The 25,597-nt window shown below is 35.4% G+C and carries 27 protein-coding genes, 1 pseudogene and 1 riboswitch; of the genes and pseudogenes, 6 read left to right on the top strand and 22 right to left on the bottom strand.

Features of this window, described 5'->3' with window-relative positions; translation table 11 throughout:
• Window positions 1-810: 810 nt before the first annotated feature.
• From J7E52_RS12830 to J7E52_RS12855, 6 genes are all read right to left on the bottom strand, one after another.
• Window positions 811-1,506: an alpha/beta fold hydrolase gene (locus tag J7E52_RS12830; protein ID WP_214746953.1), complete on the bottom strand. Its 696-nt coding sequence runs from the start codon at window positions 1,504-1,506 to the stop codon at window positions 811-813.
• Window positions 1,507-2,084: 578 nt separating this feature from the next.
• Entirely contained in the window at window positions 2,085-3,029 is a 945-nt protein-coding gene (locus J7E52_RS12835) for an ornithine cyclodeaminase family protein (RefSeq protein WP_214746956.1), read from the bottom strand.
• A 316-nt stretch (window positions 3,030-3,345) separates the two neighbouring features.
• The gene (locus J7E52_RS12840; RefSeq protein ID WP_214746958.1) at window positions 3,346-3,813 is read right to left on the bottom strand and encodes a VOC family protein; all 468 of its coding nucleotides are present in this window, start codon (window positions 3,811-3,813) and stop codon (window positions 3,346-3,348) included.
• Between the two features lie 562 nt (window positions 3,814-4,375).
• Window positions 4,376-5,650: an IS110 family RNA-guided transposase gene (locus tag J7E52_RS12845; protein WP_214746961.1), complete on the bottom strand. Its 1,275-nt coding sequence runs from the start codon at window positions 5,648-5,650 to the stop codon at window positions 4,376-4,378.
• 258 nt (window positions 5,651-5,908) lie between these two features.
• On the bottom strand, window positions 5,909-6,127 hold the full coding sequence (locus J7E52_RS12850; RefSeq protein WP_214746964.1) for a hypothetical protein: 219 nt from the start codon (window positions 6,125-6,127) through the stop codon (window positions 5,909-5,911).
• A gap of 69 nt (window positions 6,128-6,196) precedes the next feature.
• A complete protein-coding gene (locus J7E52_RS12855; protein WP_214746967.1) occupies window positions 6,197-6,379 on the bottom strand; it encodes a hypothetical protein in 183 nt (60 codons plus the stop codon).
• Window positions 6,380-7,252: 873 nt separating this feature from the next.
• Between J7E52_RS12855 and J7E52_RS26965 the strand changes: the two genes are divergently transcribed.
• The gene (locus J7E52_RS26965) at window positions 7,253-7,381 is read left to right on the top strand and encodes a hypothetical protein (protein WP_286197720.1); all 129 of its coding nucleotides are present in this window, start codon (window positions 7,253-7,255) and stop codon (window positions 7,379-7,381) included.
• Window positions 7,382-8,179: 798 nt separating this feature from the next.
• On the opposite strand, the gene J7E52_RS12860 is transcribed toward J7E52_RS26965, so the two are convergent.
• From J7E52_RS12860 to J7E52_RS12875, 4 genes are all read right to left on the bottom strand, one after another.
• The gene (locus J7E52_RS12860) at window positions 8,180-8,452 is read right to left on the bottom strand and encodes a hypothetical protein (protein WP_214746970.1); all 273 of its coding nucleotides are present in this window, start codon (window positions 8,450-8,452) and stop codon (window positions 8,180-8,182) included.
• Between the two features lie 132 nt (window positions 8,453-8,584).
• Entirely contained in the window at window positions 8,585-8,761 is a 177-nt protein-coding gene (locus tag J7E52_RS12865) for a hypothetical protein (RefSeq protein ID WP_214746973.1), read from the bottom strand.
• A gap of 121 nt (window positions 8,762-8,882) precedes the next feature.
• Complete coding sequence (locus J7E52_RS12870) at window positions 8,883-9,071, bottom strand: hypothetical protein (RefSeq protein ID WP_214746977.1); 189 nt, start codon at window positions 9,069-9,071, stop codon at window positions 8,883-8,885.
• A gap of 230 nt (window positions 9,072-9,301) precedes the next feature.
• A complete protein-coding gene (locus J7E52_RS12875; RefSeq protein ID WP_214746980.1) occupies window positions 9,302-9,802 on the bottom strand; it encodes a DinB family protein in 501 nt (166 codons plus the stop codon).
• A gap of 639 nt (window positions 9,803-10,441) precedes the next feature.
• Here J7E52_RS12875 and J7E52_RS12880 point away from each other — a divergent pair.
• Complete coding sequence (locus tag J7E52_RS12880) at window positions 10,442-11,536, top strand: GerAB/ArcD/ProY family transporter (RefSeq protein WP_214746983.1); 1,095 nt, start codon at window positions 10,442-10,444, stop codon at window positions 11,534-11,536.
• Window positions 11,537-11,704: 168 nt separating this feature from the next.
• Here J7E52_RS12880 and J7E52_RS12885 read toward each other — a convergent pair whose 3' ends face one another.
• The gene (locus J7E52_RS12885) at window positions 11,705-11,989 is read right to left on the bottom strand and encodes a hypothetical protein (protein ID WP_214746986.1); all 285 of its coding nucleotides are present in this window, start codon (window positions 11,987-11,989) and stop codon (window positions 11,705-11,707) included.
• Between the two features lie 200 nt (window positions 11,990-12,189).
• Here J7E52_RS12885 and J7E52_RS12890 point away from each other — a divergent pair, with 200 nt between their 5' ends.
• On the top strand, window positions 12,190-12,879 hold the full coding sequence (locus tag J7E52_RS12890; protein ID WP_214746989.1) for a DUF421 domain-containing protein: 690 nt from the start codon (window positions 12,190-12,192) through the stop codon (window positions 12,877-12,879).
• 291 nt (window positions 12,880-13,170) lie between these two features.
• Here the strand turns inward: J7E52_RS12890 and J7E52_RS12895 are convergent, their stop codons facing one another.
• The 11 genes and pseudogenes from J7E52_RS12895 to J7E52_RS12945 form a co-directional block, all read right to left on the bottom strand.
• Entirely contained in the window at window positions 13,171-13,968 is a 798-nt protein-coding gene (locus tag J7E52_RS12895; protein ID WP_214746992.1) for a fumarylacetoacetate hydrolase family protein, read from the bottom strand.
• A 548-nt stretch (window positions 13,969-14,516) separates the two neighbouring features.
• Window positions 14,517-15,005 carry a DUF4272 domain-containing protein gene (locus J7E52_RS12900; RefSeq protein WP_309476886.1) on the bottom strand — a complete coding sequence of 163 codons (489 nt, stop codon included), beginning with the start codon at window positions 15,003-15,005 and terminating at the stop codon, window positions 14,517-14,519.
• Between the two features lie 84 nt (window positions 15,006-15,089).
• Window positions 15,090-15,260, bottom strand: coding sequence for a hypothetical protein (locus J7E52_RS12905; RefSeq protein ID WP_214746997.1), 171 nt, complete (start codon window positions 15,258-15,260; stop codon window positions 15,090-15,092).
• Window positions 15,261-15,423: 163 nt separating this feature from the next.
• Window positions 15,424-15,633: a hypothetical protein gene (locus J7E52_RS12910; RefSeq protein ID WP_063235826.1), complete on the bottom strand. Its 210-nt coding sequence runs from the start codon at window positions 15,631-15,633 to the stop codon at window positions 15,424-15,426.
• A 228-nt stretch (window positions 15,634-15,861) separates the two neighbouring features.
• Window positions 15,862-16,536, bottom strand: coding sequence for a hypothetical protein (locus J7E52_RS12915; protein WP_214747000.1), 675 nt, complete (start codon window positions 16,534-16,536; stop codon window positions 15,862-15,864).
• Between the two features lie 210 nt (window positions 16,537-16,746).
• Complete coding sequence (locus J7E52_RS12920; protein WP_286197721.1) at window positions 16,747-17,289, bottom strand: CPBP family intramembrane glutamic endopeptidase; 543 nt, start codon at window positions 17,287-17,289, stop codon at window positions 16,747-16,749.
• Window positions 17,290-17,796: 507 nt separating this feature from the next.
• Window positions 17,797-18,183 (bottom strand): DUF192 domain-containing protein, encoded by a 387-nt coding sequence (locus tag J7E52_RS12925; protein WP_214747006.1) that lies wholly within the window; start codon window positions 18,181-18,183, stop codon window positions 17,797-17,799.
• A gap of 461 nt (window positions 18,184-18,644) precedes the next feature.
• Window positions 18,645-19,214: a dihydrofolate reductase family protein gene (locus J7E52_RS12930; RefSeq protein ID WP_214747010.1), complete on the bottom strand. Its 570-nt coding sequence runs from the start codon at window positions 19,212-19,214 to the stop codon at window positions 18,645-18,647.
• 222 nt (window positions 19,215-19,436) lie between these two features.
• Window positions 19,437-19,847 (bottom strand): annotated as a pseudogene (locus tag J7E52_RS12935) (Lrp/AsnC family transcriptional regulator).
• 6 nt (window positions 19,848-19,853) lie between these two features.
• Window positions 19,854-20,519, bottom strand: coding sequence for a hypothetical protein (locus tag J7E52_RS12940; RefSeq protein WP_214747013.1), 666 nt, complete (start codon window positions 20,517-20,519; stop codon window positions 19,854-19,856).
• A gap of 71 nt (window positions 20,520-20,590) precedes the next feature.
• Entirely contained in the window at window positions 20,591-21,160 is a 570-nt protein-coding gene (locus J7E52_RS12945) for an MOSC domain-containing protein (protein WP_214747016.1), read from the bottom strand.
• A gap of 862 nt (window positions 21,161-22,022) precedes the next feature.
• Window positions 22,023-22,201: riboswitch (Lysine riboswitch) on the top strand.
• Window positions 22,202-22,335: 134 nt separating this feature from the next.
• Between J7E52_RS12945 and dapA the strand changes: the two genes are divergently transcribed.
• The 3 genes from dapA to J7E52_RS12960 all read left to right on the top strand — a co-directional run.
• Complete coding sequence (gene dapA, locus J7E52_RS12950) at window positions 22,336-23,232, top strand: 4-hydroxy-tetrahydrodipicolinate synthase (protein WP_214747019.1); 897 nt, start codon at window positions 22,336-22,338, stop codon at window positions 23,230-23,232.
• Window positions 23,233-23,391: 159 nt separating this feature from the next.
• The gene (locus J7E52_RS12955; protein ID WP_214747022.1) at window positions 23,392-24,354 is read left to right on the top strand and encodes a D-2-hydroxyacid dehydrogenase; all 963 of its coding nucleotides are present in this window, start codon (window positions 23,392-23,394) and stop codon (window positions 24,352-24,354) included.
• Between the two features lie 615 nt (window positions 24,355-24,969).
• Window positions 24,970-25,597: IS110 family RNA-guided transposase (locus tag J7E52_RS12960; protein WP_214747025.1), on the top strand; the 628-nt coding region annotated here is incomplete at its 3' end.

Consider the following 25,597-nt stretch of genomic DNA (forward strand, 5'->3'; position numbering starts at 1 on the left):
ACCCGTCGACCTCTCAAAGCTTTGCCTTGGGTCCATTAGTGTTTGGTATACTCTACATTTAACAAAAGCGATTGAATGCATTCGCACAAACCTTGCTTATTCAGCTCCAGTGAAAGACAAAAGACCTTAGTGGAAATTAATTTCGGATGATCCATACATCCGATAGTTGCATAAAGAAAAAGCTGCCTTAAAGACAGCTCCGATCTTCAGCTAACGCACCTGTTAGTTTAAGTACAATACTTCACAAATTTATTGAAATTAGTTCAATAATGAATAGAATAATACAGCATAAATTAGATAATGGCTAATAAACAAAATAGACAAATCAATACAAAATATTTGATAGGGAATTTGTTTTTTTTCTTCTTAAAGGCACCTTTTTTTATATCAATACTAATAACAAAAAGTAAAGATATTATGAGAAAAAAAGAAACTATTTCTTTCATAGAAAACAGTCTACTTGCTATTCCTATGAGAAGCACCATCCCTACTAAACACCCCAAAAACATTGTAATATATTCTGGTTTAAACATTATTTTCTTCATAAGTAATCCCTTTCTTCCTAACGATATCTATCCTAGCTTTAAACTTCAAAAATAGTTCTTTGACCTATTACTTTATGTTACCATAAAAACCCAAACTATTTTCAACTAACCTGCCCCGTTAGTTCCATAATAAAAAGCTGCCTTAAAGACAGCTCCGATCTTCAGCTAACGCACCCGTTAGTTCATTAAGAAAAGCGAACCTTATTCAAGAATCGCGCCCGTTTGTTTAAGAAGAATGAAGGTAATGGTGCAAGCGTTCGGAAACTCATGAATTAAGAAAAGTTTCTACGGTAGCTAAGAATGATGGTAAATTAGCATCATGAACAAAGTGCCCAGCATCCTCTACCGTCACCAATTTGCAATTCGGAATAAGCTCAGAAACCTCCTGCAATTTGTTTTGGGGAATATGACTGGTCCCCCCCCCACCTATAATAAGAGTCGGCATATTAATGTCGGTAAGACGTGTCCACCATTCTGGATTGGGTTTATTAAGTTGCCCTAGAATCGAAGGCACAACCTGCCAATCAAATGGGAGGGGATCAGATGGTTTGGAAGGAATTTCAAACGGCCTATCCGGAACGGGAGGAGGAGGAGTGTCTTCAACAATCAACCGTTCTATCCTTGACGGAAATGTTTCTGAGAAAATATAGGATACTGTCCCCCCCATGGAATGACCTATAAGCGTAAACCGTTCCAAATTCATTGCATTCGCAAAATGAAGCAAGTCATCGCACATCAGTTCAAAAGTGTATGTACTAGTTCTCGCACTCCCACCGTGACCCCGTTGATCTAAAGCTAAAACTCGGTATTTTTCTCCTAATACAGCAGCCACTCGATCCCATGATTCAGCACTTTTTCCCAGTGCGTGAAGTGCAACAACCGGTGGTGCAGAAGGTTCCCCACTCTCGCGATATTGAAAAGTAAGTCCATTTAATTCAATTTGATTCACCCGTATTTCCATCTCCAATCATCTCCTAGGGTGGGTTTCGTCATTTGAAACCCGATTTATTTAACATATCTATATATTTCAGCGAATGTGTGAATATTTCCTTCCTAAACTCTTCTTCTCTTTAGTCATAATATTCCTTGCTGATTTTCAACAATATGGCCCAATTGTTGAACAACTCCCTATGCACTCTTGAACTATCCTGCCCCTTTAGTTCCATAAAAAAGGCTGTCTAAACAACAGCCTGACTATTACATCCTAAGTTAGTCTTCTTGTATATATTTATGGTCCAAAAAAAATCATAAATAGCATTAGAAATATGTTTAATACTAACAATATTTTACCAAAGAGATTTTTTATAGCTAAAACAGAAAATACAATAGAAATTAAGAATGAAAAAATCGCTAGCTTTGGTGGAAAATACACAACGTCTAAAATGCCTGACATAGAAAAATACAAAAGAAAAATGCTAATAAATATAAATATCATTGAAAAAATTAATGCTATCGTGATAAAAATAAAAGTCCTGAGTTTTTTCAGATGTTGTTTCTCATAACTATAATCAACCATTTTGCCCTCCCGATTGTGACCTTTCATATCCTCGCATACTTTTCAGCCAATTTCATAATCTCATGCGCAACAACCACTTCAGTGCCAGAAAGTCCCATGGAACAAAACAATGTAACATCATTGAGTGAAGTTCTGCCCGGTGTTTTTCCAGTTATGATGTCCGAAAGCTGTACAATATTCTGTTCATAAGGAATATTGGCTAAGAAGTGAGGTGTTGAATAAGCACATAACTGTTCAAGGGAATCTGTAGTAATTACGGAGCTTTTATCAGCTACTTCTATGGGTAGCTCATGCCCATTCATCGATTTTGGTCCAACAGTATTGATATGTACACCCGGTTTTAACCAATCCGCATTAATCACTGGTGAACGACTATTTGTAGCACAGATGATGATATCTGCCTTCTCAACACACTTTTTGGGTGAATCCATAGGAATTACATCCATATCAAGTTTTTCAGACATTTCTTCGGCAAAATTCTTTCGATTTATATCATTACGACTGTAAACCAGAACCCGTTTGATATCACGAATAGCTATAGCTGCTTCTAACTGAGTACGAGCTTGTATACCTGTTCCAATTATCGCTAGCTGTTCAGCATCTGGACGAGACATGACTTTAATGGCAGCTCCCCCAATTGCGCCCGTGCGAAGGGCACCAAGTAAATTGCCAATAATAATGCCTTTGAATACACCTGTCACGGAATCAAACACAGATACCAATTGTTCGTGACCCGAATGATCGTTTGAAAAGGTATCGTAAACTCGAAAGCCTATAACTTTTTCAGTCTCCGTTGCGGCGCCAGCAGTGAAAACTAAGTTTCCATTCTCCGTCTCCAATTGAAATCGAGGCGGTGAAACAAGGGTTGCGTTTGCTTGTTCACGAAAAACGCGCTCAATTGCCTCAATGACGGGTTTCATTCTAGTCAATCTCAAAACGTCAGAATCTGTTAGAACTTGATATGACATGTCTTATATGCCCACCTTTCATAGAAACCTAGTCTAAAACCCTATAACCTTGAATTTATTTACTTTTTTAACTATTCCTACCTTATTTTTAGTTTAACATAAAACAATCATTTCTTTACTCAACAATCTGTCCCAATTGTTGAACAAAGATTAAACAGACCTCTTCAACTAACCTGCTCCGTTTTTTGCATAAGAAAAGGAGCTGCTGATCAGCTCCTGGTAATGAAGTAAAGCACCCGTTAGTTCACTAAAGAAAAGGATTGCCACAGCAACCCCCTTTTTAAATTCAAAAATCTTTTACTGAAGCAGAACGGAATTAGTTGTGAGCAGCATTTCGTCTATACCAATCCTCTAATGACATCTCTCCAAAGGATTCCTCAAAGTCCAATCTTAAAGGAGCAATCAATTCAAGAGAATTTCCGTCTGGGTCATTAAAATAAATAGCTGCGTGAGCTTGTGGATTGTTATCAAGAACTAAAGGTTGTTGTTCTTCAGTTAAGTCAAAGGCCGTACGAATTTTAATTCCTTTACTATTTAACCAATCTTTTGCTGATGTCATATCCTCTATATCTATTTGTAAGGCTACATGTCGTATTGAAGGATGGTATGGAATTTCTACCTGGTTTGTTTCCCATAGACCAAGCCAACTTTTACCTTTCTCAATCCAGAAGAAAGCTAATTTATCATTTTGATATGCAATTTCTAGATCTAACTTTTTATAAAATTTTATTGAGTTTTCAAGATTACTTACAGGTAAATGTGCCTCATAAAGACCTTTTATCATTTCTCGTCCCACCTCGTTATGATATCTATAAATTCCTTATATTTACTGTATCATACTAATATTTGGAATCTCTAGATATTAGTATGAATCAAGCCACATTATAATCATAGTTCTTGAGTTATTTGTTGAACTCCCTCAGTTTAATCCGATTTTCTCACAAATACTCGCTTATTCGCAGGATTTCATCACCCTTGAATTTTAGTTCATGGTTAAACGGAGTGATTTCAGGACATGGATGTTTCGTGAAGGCACAGGGAAATAAAGGAGTTGTACAACACTCCACATTTTACCATATAATGTACATTCTCCACGCCGCCCCTGGAGGCTTTCCCTCCCATGTCTCAACGGGTCAATTGCCCTATCATTCCTTCGTCATGCCTATCCAAGGGGTGGAGGCCAGTTATGCTAACCTGATGGGTCGGTGCCCTTTTGTTCAAGAAATCTGGTACTCCGTACATATTTGAAATCCTACGAATAAGCCAAAATTAGTAAAAAGAAAACTATGAACATTAGTTTTTAAAGGTTCCCTTCGAGAACCCTATTAAGAAATACCCCTTTAAAACTACGCAACCAGTTCGGTTATAGGTTGAACTTTATCTGCACAATAAGACTCGTTTCTGCGTGCTATTCCAACAAATATCCTAGCTAGCTTTCCTACCAATTTCATAATCGATTTCATTTTCTTCATTTTTTTCACTTTAACATTATGGGAGTGAATGGCTTGAAATTCCGTGTTATTCATCACAAGGCTCATGGTGGCTAAGTAAAGGAAACGCCTTAGCCTGGATCGCCCTCGCTTAGTGATGACAATTTGGCCTTTCCACTTTCCAGAGCTTGCTTCAGCCAGATGCAACCCAGCGTGCCGAAGTAAAGAATTACCGTGTGAAAAACCACTTAGATCTCCTGCTTCACCTAATATTCCGGCTAAAGAAATTTCACTAATTCCCTTTATGGCAAGCAGCTTCTTGGCAAAAGGTATTTGTTTTAATATATCCTTAACCTCTTGTTCCACTCTTTCGAGTTGTAAGACTGCGAGATCATACTCCTCTAATAATTGTTCCAAATGAAATTTATACGCTTCAAGTGCTTGCCTTGTGCCGACAGATTTCTTAGCTAACTGAAGAAGTAATTGAGCTTTCTTTAATCCAGGCTGCCTCTTCATTATTGATTTCCATCCTGAAACAACATCGTAAGGTTTCAGGGAACGCAGTTCCATTGGAGATGGAAATAAACGAAGTGTGGCGATTGCGCCTTTAGCAGTAATGTCTTTAAATACTTGCCTGAGTTCGGGAAAGACGATATCCACCCAACGGTTTAATTGATTAATCGCGCTAACGAGTCGTTTAACTACCACATCACGGTTAGACATAAGGACCCTAAGTATTTCAAATGATTCTGAAGTGTTCCTGACAAAAGCGTAGTAACCGTTCTTCACCATATCAGCGATGACCAGGGCATCTTTCTTATCACTTTTCGACTGAGTATTATCCCGGTTTTCCTTATTCCTTTTTACTAAGTGAGGGTTTACCGTTACTACCTCAATTCCTTGTTTAAACAGCCATTTTGAAAGATTAATCCAGTAATGGCCTGTAGGTTCCATTCCCACGATGGCTACCTCAAGTTTATTTAACCTTTGAAGCTTATCCATCCATTTTAATAATCTAGCAAACCCATCTTCATTATTTTCAAATGTAAGTGGATCTCCGACTACAATTCCACGGAAATTCACTGCTCTAGCCACATGTAAATGTTGGGCAATATCCACTCCAACAACAAGGTGTTTATCGGAAATTCTTTCTATTAGTTGATTTTGTTTATCTTGCATTTTAAACTTCATATTAGGGTTCCTCCTAAGGATTTGAGTTAGAGTGGTGTCTTACTCATATCTTACTGAGGAGCCCTATTTTTTTCAAAGCTCAAAAATAACGAACTACAGGAATGCTAACCTGCCCCGTTAGTGCCATAAGAAAAAGCTGCCTTAAAGACAGCTCCGATCTTCAGCTTACGCACCCTTTACTTTAAGTACCTTATTTCACAATCTGTTCTTATCCAAAATGATATTTTCTTTTTCAGCTGTTACTTAAAAATTATTGTATTATGTACAGCAAAATGTTGCCTTTTTTGCGGCATCTTCAGGAATAAAAACTTTATTATCCTTTATTTTGTATGGGATATCATTTTCCTTTAATTTTTTTGTGTCAACAGTCTCAACAGTATCTCCCCATTGTACATATTCTCCAGTATAGTTTTTTTGACAACCACAAACTATTGTTAAAATGGTAATTAACGTAAAATACCTCATAAGTACCTTCATTATTTCAACTCATTTAGACTTTTTCGCCAAATTTCGTAGCTAATTCACCCGTTAGCTTAAGAATCCAATTTATTTATCATTATCTAAATCATCTTCAAGAAAAGACTTTTTATCCTCTTTAATTCCATACTTCTTTTCAAAAAATTGACCAATTATTGAACTGTTAATTCCTTTCCTTACTGCTGTTTCGATAACTATATATAGAATAAATAACCCAACAATGCCGTAAAAAATTGAAAGTATAATACCCATATTTCAGCTCTCCTAATAAAATTCATTAATTTGATGTTACCATAAATTAGTAAAAGTGGTTAGACTTTTAAAATAGCTCTTCTTCAAGTAACCTGCCCCTTTAGTTTAAGTACATTTTTTCACAATCTCAATAGTGTAGAGCCTTTTTAGACACAATCCAATCACCTACAAAATAGAGATCATAATGTCCATATGACTTGTATCAGAATGCTTATCGTTGTAAATACGCATTATCCTGATGCTACCCCTATATAAGGTAATGAAGGTAGTTGGTACTTATATCTAACTGATACAGCTGATACAGATAAGCTATTGATATGTATAGAGGTCCTGGGTGGTGCTCAGAGGTACAGTGATGGTGAATCATATGTTCTAACAGTATGCTTCAATGAGTGAACCAGCAATGACTGTGAGGTGCAGTCTGTTGTGTATCCCCACCAATGATAGATGATATGTCTAATGCGTTATGTCGTTATGCTTATGATGGTTGATGTATCATGCTATGAGTAAGCAAAGAGCATGACGTTATGATGATAGGTAGTTCAATCAATGATGGATACAACATAGAGAGCACAAGAAGAGAAGCATATCAAGCAGGTCAAGGTAAACAATGTTTACCCTCCATTGATAGAAGATTCAGTTACAAATCCGCAGGGATCCAAATGAGTTCGAGGAAAGACTTAAAGGTACGCCCTACCACTTTCATAAAAAATCACTTTTTTACCTATAATAACGTGTGAAGTGTCGTTCACACTACAGACCCAAAACGCAGTTTGACCGTGAACTTTAAAAATCTAATCTTTACATTTTCAAAGGAAAAAACATATAAAGATATGTTATATTATGGAACAACAAAGAAGGAGGAATTGTTCAATGAAATACCATTACAATTTTATAATTGATGGAAAGCTCATCGAAGTTGAGGAAAGAAATTATGAACGTGCTGAGCAGCGTGCTAAAGAAACTCTGGCAGAAATGAATCAAATAAAAGCCAAAAAATAAAAGCCTAATCGAGACTAAAAATCTTGGTTAGGCTTTTATTTTTGCTTTTTTGATTATGGGTTGAAAATGAGATATGCTGATGTAGCAGGAACAAATGTTACTGTTTGGTCAGCTGTAGATGCTTCATGTGAAGTTACTGATTCAAAAGCTGAAAAAGTAGGTTATGATATGAATTGCTGTAGGAACTTATAAATTAAATGGTAAACTTAATAATGGCTATATAGTTCTTACTAGTTATATCAAACTTACTTCTTTAAATAAAACTAGTAAAGTTGCTCGTGTTTATCAAAAATACACATATAGAGATTAAAATTTTTAATGGGGTTGAATTAAAATGAATGTATCGTCTTCTTATTTTATATTTGGTTTAATAAACATGATTTTAATGATTGGAGCTATACCAGCTATCATATACGCTTTATATTTATTACGTAAATTTCAAAAAAATAAAGTAAAAAAAAGGAAGAAGAACTTTTGTAGTCCTCTTCCTTTTTTGTGTCTTTGTTTCTTCAGCCAATTACATTAAGAAAAATTTCAAAACACACTTCCTATTATAAAATCGTAATTTTTTTCCGTAATCTTCCAACACACAAGGTGTTAAAGGTACATTCGTAAAACGTATCAATGACGGTAAATGGAGAGCTCGTGTCGATGCTGATGATGCAGGTGTTACAGCATCTGCTATTACTGGTTGGTTCACTACTGTATATAACAAAGCATAATATCTATGGGCTACCTTCGGGTAGCTCTCTTTTTATTTTCTTAATCAACTAACGCACCCGTTAGTTCTATAAAATGTTACGAACCAACATATACCAAAAATACTACGAACCATATAACCGCAAAACTAAAATCTAATAACATCTGCTTCTTATTTTCCTTTTTAAAAATACTTTCAATTCCATCTATTATTGAACCAATTCCAGATAAAAGAATTATGTATTTTATAAAATTCAAATTAAAATCGTTAATTAAACTAAATATTAAAATTAATCCCATTGCTATTACGATTAAATATCTAATCAGTATAAATGGTTTAGTACTTTCTCTTTTTTCAAAAAACAATCCCATTACAAAACAACGCCTAATTTTGTTTAACTCTTATTAAGCTAACCTATCCCTTTAGTGAACAATAAAAAAGCTGTCGTAATGGCAGCTCCTATCTTACTGTATGGCACCTGTTAGTTGAAAAAAATAGAATAGTTATTTTTTAAATAATCTTCTTATCAAGCCGTCACCAAAAAACAATACAATTGCACAAATTATTAAAAACCACCAACCAAGTCCTTTCCAATCCGTTGTAGCTAAAATCGTAATCAAAAAATACCAACCTATAATTACTACCCAGTATAAAACCTTCATGTTAAAGCCCTTAGACATTTAATAAAAAAATCCCCTCAATAACATGATTTTTGTAAAAGTAAACTGCCCCTTTAGCACATAAGAAAAGGCAATCTTCTTAATGAAGAATCACCTTGTTAAATTAATAAGGCACAACAAATTACTGTATAAATATCATTAGAGCCACAACTAAAAATGGAGAAAAAACAAGTAAAAATACTATTACTCCTGTCTTCCAATTGTTTTTTATTTGAAGTAATTCTTTTTTAGCCTTTTCCTTATTTTTTAGTGACCAAATAATTATTCCAACCCAATAAATTGCTAAGAATATAAGACTTAAAGTACCCACGAATACACCTCTTATAACTGCTAGTTAGTGTCTCTACTTAGGGGATTGTAACAAATAATCACCATTCAGTCTTTGGTGATTATTGGGGTTCTCTTATTGAACTATCCTGCCCCGATAGTTCCATAAGAAAGGCTGTCTTAAAGACAGCTCCGATCTTCAGCTAACGCACCTGTTGCTTGAATAAGAAAACATGCTCGCCAAAACAATCCTATCCTCAACTTAAACACCCGTCACTTAACAAGCCTTTGTTCTAACTCATCTTTTTGGCGCAAGTGATGACGAAAATGCATACCAACCAAATCATACCATTCCCTTGCATTCAGCCATCCGAACCCTCCATGCTCGACTTTATAATTAGGGTTAATATTATCCACTTTCGATTCCCATTGGCTTAACCTTAGAATTACTTGATCCATTCTGCTGATAAGATTGTCCTTGCTATCTGAATTATTAGGAGGAGTATTTAGTTCATCCGGTAATTTAATTTTAATTGGTGGAAACCCTCCAATCTTATATAAATGCTTACCAAACTCCGTTTTCCCAAGGGGGTGTTCACCATTTAAGGTGAAACATGTATCCATATTATCTAGATACTCAAGGGCAACAAGGATTAAATGGTCATACATTTGCCCAATAGACCAAACCGTTTCTTCAGATTTATATCTTAGCTGTTCCAAAGAGTAATTTTGAAGCTCGTTTTTGTAAGTATTAATTAGTTTAAGTTCGCTCAATTTAATTCCTCCTTTATATTAATTAACTCAAATCTAAAACTTTTACATTTTTTGTATATGTAACTAATTATTCAATTTTCGATTACAAATACCTACTTCAACTAACCTGCCCTTTTAGTTCCATAAAAAAGAAAGCTGCCTTAAAGACAGCTCGATCTTCAGCTATAGCACCCGTTAGTTGATTAATAGCACATAAAAGAAGAATGACCATAAAGGGCATTCTCCATCAAAAATAACGGGATCTCAGATTGTCTCTCCTGCATTCGACCCGCTTCCTGGAAAACTGAAAGATCTTGCTTTGAGTATAGGTATAAGCAAACGTCATAATGAACACTGGACCGCTAAGGATATTCCGATGATCAAAATGAGGGTGACGACAGTGATTCTTGACCTCCTGTGAACCGGCACTGATTCCCGCAGCCGCATTAATTCCTCCCTCAATGCCGGATATGATGAAACCCCTTCAACAAGATGAGAATATTCAGCCACCAATGTTCCGTTTCAAGATGAAGAAGGTTAAAATTAACCAATTAAACTGATATTCCTTAGCGACCAGGTGAAAATGAAGATAGAATTTGATTTGAAAAAAAAGTAAATAGGGCAATATATAAGCATAACGATTAAAATGTAAGGGGAAAAATGATGGAGAACTCTAAGATATCTTCTTATCAATTATTCACTATGATTGTAACTTTTGTTATAGGGACTACAGTAATATTCCCTTTAGCATCGGATGCAAAACAAGCTGCTTGGATTTCTATTATACTTGGGATGTTTTGTGGCTTACCTTTACTTATTATTTACGGTTATCTTAATCGACAATATCCTGAGTTATTATTTACGGAGTATTGCAAAAAAATCCTCGGGAAATATATTGGGACTATTATTGGTATTTTTTATATCTTATTTTTTTTGTATGGTGCTTCACGGGATTTGAGAGATACAATGGAATTAACCCCTTTATTTTTAGAAGGAACTCCTATTTCGGCTATTGGAATTGTTTTCATATTACCTATACTTTATGGTTTATATTTAGGAATAGAAGTAATATGTAGAACAGTTGAGACTTTTTTTGTATTTCTCGTAATCACGGGAGTTTTCATGATAATCTTTCTGTTGGTTTCAGATATCGCTAAAGTTGAAAACTTACTTCCGGTTCTTGAACCAGGGTGGGAAACGATTTTCCGGACTACAATTAATGAAGCTTGGATGGCCCCATTTGGAGAAATCATTTGTTTTACGATGATATTCGCCTATTTAAAAAAACCGAAGTCACAAATAAAAGTTGGAATCGCAGGAGTTATATCCGGTGGGTTAGCTCTAGCTTTCATACATTTACTTACAATATCAGTTTTAGGAGAATATACAAGAAATCAATCTATAGCACCCCTTTTGAAAATGGTTCAAAAAATTAATATAGCTGATTTTATAAACAGAGTAGATCCATTATTTTTAATTTGGTTGGTCGCAAATGATTTTTTTAAAGTTCTTATTTTTATGTATGCGGCTGTTATAGGTGGAGCAACTATTTTTAAACTATCTAAAAACACCTTAATTATTCCATTTGGTCTTATCACTTTTTTTACCTCAATCTTCTTTGCTGAAAATTATACATCTCATATGGCTCAAAGTGATATTGTACTTAAGTATGTTTATCCGATATTTTCGGTATATATACCTTTACTGTTGTGTATTGTATGTTTTGTTCGTCAAAAATTAAATAAAATTGGGTAAGTAACTTTCTTAAACAACTACAATCAATTTTTGATAAAGGGTGTTAAAAGATGGGATTCCAATTAACACTTGATATGCAATTCATTCACTTTCACCCTTTTTCAGTTCTTTGAACTAACCTACCCCGATAGTTCCATAAAAAAAATGTTCCGAACCACCATATAAATACTATATCAAAAATACTACGAACCACATAAACGCAATACCAAAATTTAATAACATCTGCCTCTTATTTTCCTTTTTTAAAAAACTTTCAAATCCATCTATTATTGAACCAATTCCTAATAAAAGATATATATTTTTTATGAAATTAAAATTAAAATCATTAATTATACATAATATTAAAATTAAGCCCATTGCTATTATCATTAAATATCTAATCAGTATAAATGGTTTAGTACTTTCTCTTTTTTCAAAAAACAATCCCATTACATATTTCAACTTATTTGACACTAAATTTCCCCCATAAACTACAAACTGAATTTAATAAACTATACCATAAAGCAAACGGGTCTTCTTCAACTAAACTGCCCCTTTAGTTCCATAAATCACTTTGCAGAAAACGGTATTCTGCGTGTGCAATAAATAACAGGTACTATTTGGTTTAAATGATTGTTAAAAGGGAGAAAAAGAAAAAAAGATGAGGTGATAAAATGATATACCTGGAAATAGCAATGAAGCTGGTGATTGGGCTGGTTGGACTCCTGGCAGTGACAAGACTTCTTGGAAAAAAAGAAATGTCTCAAGTGACCCCTTTTGATTTTATTTACGCTTTAGTATTGGGCGGCATTCTAGAAGAAGGCATTTACGATGAAAAAGTGTCGATTTGGCAGATTCTATTTGCAATTTGCCTTTGGGGCATTTCCATTTATATAATAGAGGTCTGCGCTCTAAGAAGTGATCGCTTGAAAAAATTGCTCAAAGGACACCCTTCTTTGATTATTCGTAATGGCGAATTGGATTTAAAGCAAATGAAAAAAAATCATCTGGATCTTGAACAGGTCCGAACCATGCTACGGAAACAGGGTGTGTTCAATCTCCGGGAAGTGCGTGATTTATATCTTGAGCCTGGCGGGGACATCAGTGTAAAGCTTCATACTAAGGCAGGAAGCGTCACACCAGATATGCTAGGCCTCAATCCTGTGGATGAAGACCCATCTATCTTAGTAATTGAGGAAGGCCAAATAAAAGAGGAAGAGCTGCAATCCGTGAAAAAATCAAAAGAATGGCTTCTGGAAGGGCTTCAGAAAAAAAATTATAAAACAATTGAGGATATCCTATATGGAGAATGGTCAGAAACAAATGGATTCTATATACAGCCATATCCCAAAAAAAATTCTTAATATACAAATTAATGCTTGAAGAGATTTCTACTAGTTTTGGAGAGTAGGCTTTTCTTTTGATTTTACATTATTTAAACAAATGCTGATAAATCAAGGGACATTACATATTATATATGACCAATATGTAATGTCCTTCTTCTTAAACAATCGTCCTCGTTACTTTAAGTATATTTTGACTCAACAAATTATCTTCCATTATATCCTTAATTAGCATAAAGAAAAAGCTGCCTTAAAGGCAGCTCTGATTCTTGTTAACTATTTAGATTTCGGTATTAAGAATTTCAGCAAATCCTACTGGACACCATTACACAACCGACCGATATTTTCGACCTCAACAACGACCTCATCCCCCGATTTGATCGGGCAGCTGCCAGATGGTGAACCCGTGGCCAAAATGTCACCGGGCTCCAGTGTCATCACCTGTGAAAGCCAGCTGATCAGAAACGGAATGCTTAGAGACATTTCATTGGTATTTCCGTCTTGGACAACGCGGCCGTTTAAGGTGGTCACAATCCGTAAATTAGTGGGATCTACGCCGGTAACGATGCACGGCCCCAAAGGTCCGAATGTATCAAATCCTTTGCCCCGCGTAAACTGTGGATCTTTTTTTGTAAGATCTCTTGCTGTGACGTCATTAAATATCGTGCACCCAAATACATAATCAAGCGCATCTTCTTCTTTAATGTTTTTTCCGCGCTTTCCAATAACAAGGGCTACTTCCCCTTCAAGTTCCACTTGGTTGGATAGATCGTTTGGAGGAAGGATAATATTCTCCTTGTCTGCAATAAGCGAAGATAATGGCTTTAAAAATAAAAATGGTTCAACAAGGTTTGCCTCTCCCCCTGTTTCCTTCGCATGACCTGCATATGTCCAGCCGAAATTAACCACTTTCGAAGGTTTTACAGGTTCCAAAATTTTCACGTCACTATATTTTACCTCTACCCCGTCAAACTTTATTTCCTTGTTGACAAGTTCAGCAAAACTGCTGGACAGTTGTAATATCATCTCATCCTCAACAATACCGTAATGTATCTTGCCCTGTTGATTCTGATAGCGAACTATTTTTTGTGTTTTTTGTAGCACATGCATTATGAATAAACTCCTTTGATGATTAAAATTACCTCAGATAATAATCTGGTTCTCCTATACTATAACATGCCTGTTCTTTTACGTGAAAAAAGAGCTCCCGTCCCAACTCCATTTTCAACCAAACCGACCTAAGTTAATTAAGATTAAGTTATTTAACTATGTATTTTATGGAACCTACAATTTATTTGTAATTTTATCTGTGTATTGCCTTATAAAGGCCGCAATAAATATTCCAATTGGTAGACCAAGTAATACATTCCCCATGAAATGTTTACTTAATTTTATACATACTATTATAACTAATACACCTAAAACGAAGCCAATAGAATATTTTCTTCACAAATCCACCCTATTACTTTCGAAGTCTTGGTTCATATTGATTATCTCAAAATATTAAAACTTTTGTACTGGTAATTCGTCCCTTATCCAGCTAACCTGCCTCGTTAGTGCCATAAGAAAAAGGCTGCCTCAGCAACCTTCCTGCCTTTAGATTAAGTGGTTAACTTCATCCCCCTGATAAGGGAGCATAAAAGTATGTATTGCAGCTTTTATGTACCAGTACTTATTTCCTCCCATTCTTGATCCATATAATTTACTAGCCAATTAAGATTGTAGTGTCTTTCATATACAACGCCTTCATCTAGAGATGATGGAACTTCCAAATGATTTATTTGAGCTTCTCGTACCGCCCAATGTGCTCTATAAATAAAATCAAGACTATCTAATATATCACTGGCTGGTTTTAAAGTGGATATATCAAGCAACTCTTGTTTAGAATGAAGAAAAACCGTCTCAAAAACATATTCAGCATTACACGTATCGGCTGGAACATCTATATCGGATATTAGATTGACAGACCAAAGCAGAAGCCAAATACATTCTAACTTCCACGAGTATTGAATCAGCTCGTTCTGATTAGGATGTTTTTTCATTAAAAACTTTTGTTCTTCTTCTGTGAATAATTCATTAGCATTATACCTTTCAATAAATTCCTCAATTTTTGCTGGCGGAGCCTCCATGGCTTTCGCTGAGACTATCGCTAATGATAATTCTGTTTATAATCTCTTCCTTTGTCCTAAGGGAAACTTCTTCTTCATTTTCCGTTAAGGGTAAATGTTTATTTATAGGGTCTTTAATATTTTTTCGGATTTTTTTTTCTCTTTTTCGAATTTTTCATTCCGCCCCTCACTATTAGCTAATCCCGTTTCTTTAAAACTGTTATTAGAAAAACTTTCCACAAACCAACTTTTTTTGTAACATGCTTCTAAACTTTCCTGGGCATTTAGTTGCATAAAGAAAAAGCTTCTGCTCCGATCTTCAGCTAAAGCACCGTTAGTTCTGGAAGGAATAAGTGTCTAAACTCCCCTTTATTGAAATCCACTTTTATTTTCCAAAACAAAAAAAGTGCCAACTTCTCTTTTAAAAGAAATCAGCACTTCGTTTATTCACTATACGTTATCGTGCCGCTTTAGGCGGTTGGCACACATCACATTTACGTTGGTTATTATTTTTAAATTTCTTAAATGTTTTTTCAAAGTTGCTGCCACATGTACATTTAAATAGTAACTTTTGAGAAAAACCGTGATATTCCGTCGTTAGCAACTTACTTTCCGAATTGTTCTCAACAAATTCTTTAATTTTACCAATCGTCCATTGTTTATTCATTCTCTTACACCTCCATATTTTATCGCTTTGCGGAGGCTTTTCTTGGCATCCGTTCAAAAATAGTAATATTTCGTAAGCTATTCATTATAACATGAGCTGGCACTCAATTAAACAGATGGATATATCGTAACCTGCCACGATAGTTGCGAAAGAAAAGGAGCGGCTGATCAGCTCCCGGTAATGAAGTAAAGCACTGTTAGTTCAACAAGGGTATGGAAAGGGAGAACACTATTCCCATTCATAATCAGTCACCAACTCAACCTTTTCTGGCATTATTTTTTGAAGAGACTCTATTGTTGAAAAGTGTTCATCATTTGTGAATGCGGCTATATAATCGCCATCATGCCCTACCCAAAACATAGTGGAACTCTCAGATAAAGTTGCTATCAGGGTATTGGCTATCCATTTTAGTTTGATAAGTCTGGTTCGGTTATTTTTAGTCCTTTTTACAGGATAAGGTGACTCATGTTCCCTTTCCTCTAGTCTGAATATATCCTGTTTTAAGGACCATAATGATAAGTTCAACATGCTCCCATTCCCGTGCAAATAAGGATAATATTGTTTAAATTGCTGTGGGCTACGGATAATTGCCTTTACAAAGAACGTATCTTTGCGACTCCCCTTCATATAATTGAACTCTATATTTTGCATCTTAAACAGCTCTTCGTACTCTGCTAGTTGAAAATCATAGATTTCCGCAAGTGAATAAATAGGGTAATAATTGGGGCTCTCCAGCCAATTGCAAAAGAATTCTTCATGGGCATCTGTATAATCCCCGTCAATATAACAAGAAAACTCTACGATATATTGGAACTCACCGGTTATCTCAAAAGGATAAGTCGCTTCTGGGCCAGGTACAGTTATTATTTTTTCTGGAGGGAAGTAGCTTATTTCTACCTTCATGTTATTCGCCTCACTTAATAGTTCCGGATAATTATATTTTTATTATATACCACGTGAAAATGTTGTTGTTTTCACTGGCTTCTTAGAGTTATCAGCTTGTTGAACTAACTTGCCCCGATAGTTGCATAAAGAAAAAGCTGCCTTAAAGACAGCTCTGATTCTTAGCTAACACACCTGTTTGTTCATTTAGAAACCTTGTATGGAATAAGTTCAAATTATCCATCCATTGAAAACCATCCCCAAGTTGATAACAATGTGAAAAACTATGGATGGATATATACTATTGGTCTTTAAAACTACGATTGCATAGAAAAGCCCTCCGAAAGAAAAAAGTAAGCTTATTATTACAGGAATTCCAATTGATATATGCAGTAGCCCGAATCCGATACTGGTTATTACGACAGCATAAAAGGTGGAAACATTTCTTTTTAAACTAGATAACATAATACCTCTCCAAATTACCTCTTCAAGTGTAGCGTTTATGATGGCAAACAATATGCCGAAAAGTAATATTGTTTTTAAATCGCTCATTTCTTGACTAAATAATGGTATAAGTATTGTGCTCGATACCATTAGCCCAATAAGTAAAAAATACGGTAATTTAATTGTATGAAACGGCATTGTGATCCTTCTGTGCCACTCTGGTAATAGTGCGAAGAAAAATATCTTCTGCTTAGATAACATTAGTGAAATCACTGTTCCAACCATAATAAACATAAGTAAACTTCTGTTTATTATGATTTTCATTTCCATGGATATGTTCCATTCATTGATGTAGCTGCTTCCGAGTTGATACACTAATGTACCTAATAAGAAAAACATAAACAAGGAAGCTGATGAACGGTATTTATTAGTTGAGATGTAGATGATGAGCAAGAATATCAGCGGTAATAATCCCCAAACAAATAACCTATATGAAAATAGAATAATACCTGCGAAAAATAAGATTGCCAAAAAGAAGAGAAACACATTTGTCCGTGAACGATTTATGCTAATCCCCCCTTAAGAAAGCAAAATCCATCGTTTTTATCTAAACGTTCGGGATAACTGTTCTTTTGCTTAAAAAGCTCCTGTATATACAATACCATAAAAAGTAAATTACACCTCATTTCACTTAAAATCCACAAGCATCATGAAAAGAGCCTTGAACAAAGATCAAACAGTACTGTTGTAAACTGCCCCGATAGCTGGATAAGACTAAGCTGACTTAAAGACTAAAAAATCACCTCACTTCTAAGGACTAGATGAGGTGAGATGAATTCAATATACCTTTACATAATCCCCTTCTTTGATTTGATTCTTATCAAACCATCCAAGATTCACTTCAATTGCATATTGGTAAGAAATTCCCGGATCATAGGTAGGGCATATATCATCTATACAAGGCATCATATCAAGTATTCTTAGAATTTCCCCATCCCAATCAAGAAAGGCAATAGATAAAGGAATAAATGTGTTTTTCATCCAAAAGCCACCATATATCTTTTCTGGATACACAAATAACATCCCCTCATTTTCGGGTAATTTTCCAACAAACATTAAGCCCTTTTCTCTTTTTCTATGAGTATCTGCAACTTGAACGGTTAATCTAGTTTCCCTGTTTCCACTGAATATTTTTATCATTTTTGTTTTTATTCTATTTTTCATGTTCACACACCCTAGAGTATTATTATTAGCAGGAAAGAAATTTGATGTTTTTTTAGTCCTTTTTCAAAACGTCTTTTCCCCTGATAATAAAAAGGAAGAAAGTTGAAGATAAAACGAAAACAATAAGAAAAAAATAACTTAGGCAAGCTCCTTTTCACTTCTAATACTTATTCTATGATTTTAAATTTAATACTTCGTTTTCAATAATCACAGCAACAATATATAAGAAGATTTGTACTAAACTGCCCCGTTTGTTGCATAAGAAAAAGAGCTGCTGATCAGCTCCTGATAATGAAGTAAATAACCTGTTTGTTCAACAAGATGTTATTTTAATAATTGAAGCCATTTATGTTCTGGTTGGTGCAAATGCATAACATACTGAAACCATTTTTCCTCTCATCATCTAGAAAGCCTAATATCGCTTGCACCATTAAAGCTCCCGATTGTTGAAGACAATATTATTAATTTTCATTCAAATGATATATTAGTTGCACAACGCCAGAGGAGAACGTTCTTGTATTAACCAGTTTTAGATTCAACCTCTGCTTTATGTCAATAAACAATGGTTTTCCTTCTCCCAAAACAACAGGATGAACAGATAATCTAAATTCATCAACAAGCCCTAAATTGATAAATGTTGTAATAAGACTTGCTCCGCCATATAGCCAGATGTCTTTACCAGGCTTATTCTTTAATTTATTTACTTCTTCAATAATATTATCATTTATAAATATTGCTTTACTATCAGTTCCTTTTTGCGTTCTGGAAAACACGTATTTTTCTTTACTATGAACTATTTCCCAAAGTTCTTTTTCAGTATCAGCATCTTCAATTCCTGGAGTGAATTGTCCCCATAAATCGTAGCTTTTTCTTCCATATAAAATCGTATCAATTTGATTCAAGAAATTAATAAACCCCATTTCAGAGTCCATGATGCACCAATCAACTTCCCCATTTTTCCCTTCTATAAAACCATCTAAAGTAACTGCTAAATCTAAAATCATTCTTCTTGATCTTACGTTATTGGACATAATTCTTCCTCCCTTAATCATTTAAATATTATTTATCCCGCCAAGTATTTTATATTTTCATTATTTAACAGCATTTATCTGTAAGGTACTTATTTTACTAATAAGAAAAGTAGATGCCGATCAGTTCCTGGTAATGATGTAAATACCCGTTAGTTTAAGTACTATTCAAGCCTCAATAGTTTAGATGTGATTATTTCACAAATATCCATTTTTATTCATGCCCTATTTACTAATAACGATCGATAATTTATAGTTTGCATGCTTGTTTAAATCTATCAAAAATTGATCTAATAATTCATTAGATGGAAACCTGCATTCCAGAAGATAACAACTATCTCCGCTAATTTTATAATTATTAATAACGTATTTCTCTTGTTATTTTATAAACGATAGATAAGGCCCATGATTTGTACTTTTTGTATAGATATTAATAAAAGCATATACCAAACACCCTACCTTCAATTGATTCACTTGAATTGTATATCCCTCAATTACATCATTATCTTCTAATCTGGCCACTCTAGATGCTGTGGCTTGACCAGTCAAATGGACTTTCTCACCCAGCTCTTTCATTGTGATTCGACTATTTTTAGATAGTTCCTCTAAGATGCGTTTATCCGTGTGATCTAACAACTAACGTTAGTTTTTAAGTGTATTCAGGTCAAATCTTGCTATTTCTTGATCTTCAATTGTCACAACTAAAAAAGCATCAAATGCATACTCTTTAAGTTCAGCTAATTTTTCTTTTGATGGTACGAGCAGTGGAATTTGGGGATTTTCTTCGCTTACACCTAAATCGTAGTTAAGAGTATACTCACCCTTTTGATCAGGCTTAAGAACGGATAAAAATGAATGACCGAACCCTACACCACTCCCGTTATAATCTTCAGGATCATAAATATTGAAGCCCATTACGTCTTCTGACACCGCTTTCAATTTGTCTTTGGGCTCAATCTTAAGTTCAATTCCTTTATCAACTTCTTCAATACCCGCTGTTTTATTACCTGTATTTATAATGGTGAATTCATAAAATAAAGCTGTCGGTATCAGCTCATCTCCCTTTCTTTCTCCTTCAGTTATCACAATTGAACCAAGCAAATTTTTATCTTTAACAATATCAACTTTCGCATCTACTATTTCCAGAGAAGGGTTTGATGAACATGCTGATAAAAAGAATAAAGCAAATAGGCTAATAAAAACAAAGCAATTCCTCAAGTGATCACCTCTAATATCACAATACCATAATTTACCTATTTTTAAACGAATTTCTTTTTGGATTGCATAAGAAAAAGGCTGCCTCTGCAACCCCTAATTGAAGGAAAGCGATCATTTAGTTTGATTTGTTTTACTGAAAATAAAAAGTTCTATTGAAAACACTATACCCTTTCAAGAGGTAAATGAGGTAAAGGTGGTAATTGAATTCTAACCAGGTCCCCGGGGTGAACCTCACCACTTTCCAAAACTATGCTCATTATTCCTGCTTTACGTATCAAGTTCCCATGCTGATCCCGGTCCAAAACCGCGTCCATAAGTCCTGATTTAAATTGATTAATCTGAGCGCATGGATTTCGCAGGCCTGTTACTTTAATAACTGCCGTTTCCCCAATATATAGTAACGAATCCCTCGGTAATTCAAGCAGATCGATACCTTTTGTGGTAATATTTTCACCCATTTGTCCAGCTGTAACATTAAACCTATCTTTCAATTCATCTAATAATTCTGAGTGGATTAGGTGAACTTGCCGCAGGTTAGCCTGATTGGGGTCCTTCGCTACACGTGAACGATGCTTAACAGTTTTACCTGAATGGGCATCCCCTTCAACGCCCAAACCTTTCAACAGTTTTATACTATTGCAATTTTCCTTACTGAATGTGTGTTTATCACTTTTACTTACCGCTATTATTACTCCGCTATCCGTGCCAATTTTTGCGTCATTCATTTTCATCAACTCCCCCCAATACTTATATTTGATATATTTATTCAACTTTCCTGCCAAGATAGATCCAAAAAGAAAAAGGCTGCCTTAGCAACCTCCCTTAGTAAGCACAATAAGATCTTATTTAAACTTCTAACTTTTTGCATCAATTATCTCTTGAATAATTTCTATGTTTTCAAGATCCTTTGGACGAAGTGTTCTTCCTGTTCCTTGTTCGTAAATTTTTTTCTTAAGTATTGTAAATTATAACGTTGCATTGGCAAGAATCTTTCCTCCATACCCCATCTGGAAATCCGTTAGCGACTATTTCACCATTATCCGAATACTTAACAAATACAAAACTAACATCGACATTGTTCTTAAGGAAATCGGTTTGAGGCTCGCTGACTACTAGCTTTATTTGAAAACCACTATTTACAAGAGCCTGTTCCAAGGGCTCACGATGCTGTATCCAAGTAACAAGTTTTTTCTGATAGTATAGTAGATTGAATCAATGGAGTTCTACTTACAATTGAAGCGATTCGTTTTCTTGCTTCCCCAGACATCACGAATATTCATACCTTTTTGTATTGGTCATGTCTCCTTGATCATTACTCTAGGTATTCATTAGACAAATACTAATTCCTTCTATAAGATATATCAATTCTCAAAACGGACTATAAAAGGATGAAGCTTTTCATACAGATTGTTTTATAAAACTATTATATTGAGTTTACATACTACTAAAAAAGATGAATCCACCCCATTACTCAGCCATTTCCATCAATCATCCATGTATTCTAAAAAAATATTTTTAAAATAGCCTTGCAATAGAAAGGATTCCACGTTATATTACAGTCAATTGAATATTTTCTTACTTCAAACTTTTTGAAGTGAGGATAGAGGAGCAAAGACCATTAGTACACATTTTGAGGAGAATGAGATCCTATGACTATTGTGGAAAGGGGAATTTGCCGAAGCGGAAAGAATCTCATGTTCTTGAAGCTGGTTCTGCTATTGAATAAATACAGGACTGTCATATAGGAAACTATATGGAGGGCTATCTTATGCGCGGAAACATTTTTTTGATAAACATTGTTTCTATTGCAGCAGCGAATCCTCGTTGTTGCTTTTTTGCGTTTACTCCTGAATGGCCCTAACCACCTCTGAATTTTTAAAAAAATTATACAAAAGGGTGTGAAGTTATGAATTTTGGCCAAGTTTTAACCGCAATGGTTACCCCATTTAATCATAATGATGAGGTTGATTTTAATGCTACGAGAACTTTAGTAAATTATTTAATTGCTAATGGTTCTGATGGATTAGTAATAGCTGGTACAACTGGAGAGTCTCCTACATTAACTGCAGAAGAGAAAGTAGATTTATTCAAAATTGTTGTAGAAGTTGTTGATGGAAGAGTCCCAGTCATAGCTGGAACTGGCTCAAATAACACGAAAGCTTCCATCAGCTTAACAAAACAAGCAGAGGCAGCAGGAGTCGACGGAATCATGCTCGTTTCCCCATACTATAACAAGCCGTCCCAAGAAGGATTATTTCAGCACTTTAGTGCTATTGCCCATTCAACTTCATTACCGGTAATGCTTTATAATATCCCAGGACGAAGTGTTGTGAACATGTCAGTAGAGACGATTGTTAGCCTCTCAAAAATCAACAATATTGTGGCAGTAAAAGAAGCAAGTGGTGACTTAGATGCCATGGCACAAATCATAAGCAAAACAACTAGTGATTTTACATTGTACAGCGGCGATGATGGGTTAACATTACCGGTTTTAGCCATCGGTGGAACAGGCATCGTTTCGGTTTCTTCACACATAATTGGTAATGAAATGCAAGAAATGATCAATAGCTTTAAAAATGGTGATGTCCGTGGTGCTGCCACTGCACATCGTAACCTTCTTCCAATTATGAAAGCATTATTTGCTGCACCAAGCCCAGCACCGGTAAAATCAGCATTAAATATGCGGGGGATAAATGTTGGAGGTATCCGCTTACCATTGGTCCCTTTAAACAATGAAGAAGAAAGAGCACTACAAATAGCTCTACAATCTAGTAACGCAGAAGCAATTTTATTAAACAAATAAACTAATGATTCATTAAGCGGGTCTCCAATAACGATTTTCTAATTAAAAATCATAAAAAAAGCAGTGCAAACTCCGAAAGAAGTGCACTGCTTTCTTAAGATGCAGGACTCAGGGGGAAGAATTTATACTATATTTAAAGAATCAATAAGGAGAAAGTCAATGGGTGGTACACACAAACCAAACATTCTTGTATTTAGTCCTATTCAGACAGAGGTTGAAGCATATGCTGATTGTATCCGCAATAATGGGTTTATATCGGTGAAGGCAGCGAAAACTTTGGAGGAAGCAGAAAAATATTTACCAGGTACTGAAGTTATTTTGGGATGGAATTTCCCTACACAACTACTATGTAAACCAATTGCCTCATCTGTTCGCTGGTTTCAGTCAATGGGAGCCGGAGTCAATGATTTGATCGCAGACAAATCGATACCTAAAAACATTACATTAACCCGAATTATTGATCAATTTGGTGCTTACATCTCTGAATATGTATTTTCGTTTCTCTTGGACATAGTGAAAGACGGTCCTCGGATGCAACAATCGCAAATGGAGCGAAAGTGGGATCCTTTCATTTCTGAAACCCTAAAGGGGAAAACGATCGGGATCGCTGGACTTGGATCGATTGGTGCTGAACTTGTACGTAAAGCTCGAGCATTTGATATGAATGTGCATGGCTTAAGCTTTAGTGGAAAGCAAGCAACACTAGTGGATTCCCACTTTACTTCAGATCAATGGGGTAAATTTGTAAAAGATCTAGATTATTTGGTCCTAACCCTTCCTTTAACGGATTCCACTTATCATATCATTAACAAGGAACTTCTTTTAGCTATGAAATCCACAGCTTACCTTATCAACGTTGGCCGTGGAGCATTGATAGATGAAGGGGATTTAATATCTACCATGCGAGCGGGACATCTTCAGGGAGCAGTCCTCGATGTATTCGAGACAGAACCGTTGCCAAAAGAACATGCCTTCTGGTCAATGCCAAATGTGTTTGTCACTTCTCATCTGTCAGGGCCAAGTACGATTAACGAAGTGAGCAACTTTTTCATAGAAAATTTAAGGAGATTTACAAGTGAACAACCATTGAATGGAATGGTAGATCGGAACCGAGGGTATTAAACCATATTATAATTGTTGTTATTTGCTTTCAATTAAATATTTATTACAGCCGCATTTTTCAACGGAGGAATGCGGCTTTCAAACTGAAAGTAAATAAATTGAGGGTTTTTTCAAGGATTATTGAAAGTGGATTTTCATTTATTTAGCTTTTTCTGCCTCTAACAAATCAAAAGGCCCCCTCACAAAAGATAGGTATTTTACGATGGAGTTACCGTATGGAGATAGTAACATACTCTCCTTATGCGTAATTCATTCAGGGAAAGTAGCTTTTCCTCCCTTCTTATCTGCAGAAATTATCCGTGCCTTTTGGAATTTATTTAATCCCTATAGTTCCATAAGAAACTCCTATGGCGGCGCTCCTCGCCGCCACCATCTACTACGAAAACCTAAACTCAAAATAGAGTCTAACCCATTAACCTCTTGACGATAATGGATGATAACAATACAACCAGGCTGAACTTTTTTTGGTGGATCTTAAAGAAGATACCCTGTATAAGAAACTGGTTGTGACAGTATGGAAGAACCATTTAGTGTACTGCTAGTACGTATACAAAAATTTTTGTAACAAATCTCCTGTCATATGTATGGTTAATCTTTTTTTGAGGTGATTCTCCTATGGAAGCAATGATTGAACGGTGTGCTGGCCTAGATGTACACCAAGAAACAGTAGTAGCCTGTGTATTATTTGGTCCATTAGATAAAAAGCCAAAAACCTCTAGAGAAACGTTTTCAACTACAACAACGGGACTCTTGGCTTTAAGTGATTGGCTCGCTACCCTTCAGGTATCCGATGTTGTGATGGAGAGTACCGGAGTCTACTGGAAACCAATATGGAATATACTCGAAGGATCTTTTCACCTTGTTCTTGCCAATGCCAGGCATGTCAAAAATGTTCCAGGCCGTAAAACTGATGTAAAAGATGCCGAATGGCTTGCCAAGCTTCTAAGATGCGGACTTATTGAAAGTAATTTTGTCCCACCAGAGGACATTCGTGATTTACGAGATCTTACTCGTTATCGAAAAAAATTGATTCATCATCGCACATCAGAGCAGAATCGCATTCACAAAATTCTTCAAGATGCTAATATCAAGCTAACATCCGTTCTATCAGACATTTTTGGTGTATCGGGACGCCGTATCCTTGAAGCGATTTTAAATGGTGAAAAAATAGAGACCGATGGTCTTCGAAAAATGGTGGATTGGCGAACAAAAGCAAGTATTACTGATATTGCCCATGCAATTA

This window comes from Bacillus sp. ISL-34 (assembly GCF_018613325.1).
In the GTDB taxonomy this organism is placed as follows: domain Bacteria; phylum Bacillota; class Bacilli; order Bacillales; family DSM-1321; genus Peribacillus.

Excerpts from the sequence above, each read along its gene's own strand:
- J7E52_RS12830 (WP_214746953.1), bottom strand. The coding sequence starts at position 1,506 with ATGGAAATACGGGTGAATCAAATTGAATTAAATGGACTTACTTTTCAA.
- J7E52_RS12835 (WP_214746956.1), bottom strand. The coding sequence starts at position 3,029 with ATGTCATATCAAGTTCTAACAGATTCTGACGTTTTGAGATTGACTAGA.
- J7E52_RS12840 (WP_214746958.1), bottom strand. The coding sequence starts at position 3,813 with ATGATAAAAGGTCTTTATGAGGCACATTTACCTGTAAGTAATCTTGAA.
- J7E52_RS12845 (WP_214746961.1), bottom strand. The coding sequence starts at position 5,650 with ATGAAGTTTAAAATGCAAGATAAACAAAATCAACTAATAGAAAGAATT.
- J7E52_RS12850 (WP_214746964.1), bottom strand. The coding sequence starts at position 6,127 with ATGAAGGTACTTATGAGGTATTTTACGTTAATTACCATTTTAACAATA.
- J7E52_RS12855 (WP_214746967.1), bottom strand. The coding sequence starts at position 6,379 with ATGGGTATTATACTTTCAATTTTTTACGGCATTGTTGGGTTATTTATT.
- J7E52_RS26965 (WP_286197720.1), top strand. The coding sequence starts at position 7,253 with ATGAAATACCATTACAATTTTATAATTGATGGAAAGCTCATCGAAGTT.
- J7E52_RS12860 (WP_214746970.1), bottom strand. The coding sequence starts at position 8,452 with ATGGGATTGTTTTTTGAAAAAAGAGAAAGTACTAAACCATTTATACTG.
- J7E52_RS12865 (WP_214746973.1), bottom strand. The coding sequence starts at position 8,761 with ATGTCTAAGGGCTTTAACATGAAGGTTTTATACTGGGTAGTAATTATA.
- J7E52_RS12880 (WP_214746983.1), top strand. The coding sequence starts at position 10,442 with ATGATGGAGAACTCTAAGATATCTTCTTATCAATTATTCACTATGATT.
- J7E52_RS12890 (WP_214746989.1), top strand. The coding sequence starts at position 12,190 with ATGATATACCTGGAAATAGCAATGAAGCTGGTGATTGGGCTGGTTGGA.
- J7E52_RS12895 (WP_214746992.1), bottom strand. The coding sequence starts at position 13,968 with ATGCATGTGCTACAAAAAACACAAAAAATAGTTCGCTATCAGAATCAA.
- J7E52_RS12905 (WP_214746997.1), bottom strand. The coding sequence starts at position 15,260 with ATGCAACTAAATGCCCAGGAAAGTTTAGAAGCATGTTACAAAAAAAGT.
- J7E52_RS12910 (WP_063235826.1), bottom strand. The coding sequence starts at position 15,633 with ATGAATAAACAATGGACGATTGGTAAAATTAAAGAATTTGTTGAGAAC.
- J7E52_RS12915 (WP_214747000.1), bottom strand. The coding sequence starts at position 16,536 with ATGAAGGTAGAAATAAGCTACTTCCCTCCAGAAAAAATAATAACTGTA.
- J7E52_RS12920 (WP_286197721.1), bottom strand. The coding sequence starts at position 17,289 with ATGGAAATGAAAATCATAATAAACAGAAGTTTACTTATGTTTATTATG.
- J7E52_RS12925 (WP_214747006.1), bottom strand. The coding sequence starts at position 18,183 with ATGAAAAATAGAATAAAAACAAAAATGATAAAAATATTCAGTGGAAAC.
- J7E52_RS12930 (WP_214747010.1), bottom strand. The coding sequence starts at position 19,214 with ATGTCCAATAACGTAAGATCAAGAAGAATGATTTTAGATTTAGCAGTT.
- J7E52_RS12945 (WP_214747016.1), bottom strand. The coding sequence starts at position 21,160 with ATGAAAATGAATGACGCAAAAATTGGCACGGATAGCGGAGTAATAATA.
- dapA (WP_214747019.1), top strand. The coding sequence starts at position 22,336 with ATGAATTTTGGCCAAGTTTTAACCGCAATGGTTACCCCATTTAATCAT.
- J7E52_RS12955 (WP_214747022.1), top strand. The coding sequence starts at position 23,392 with ATGGGTGGTACACACAAACCAAACATTCTTGTATTTAGTCCTATTCAG.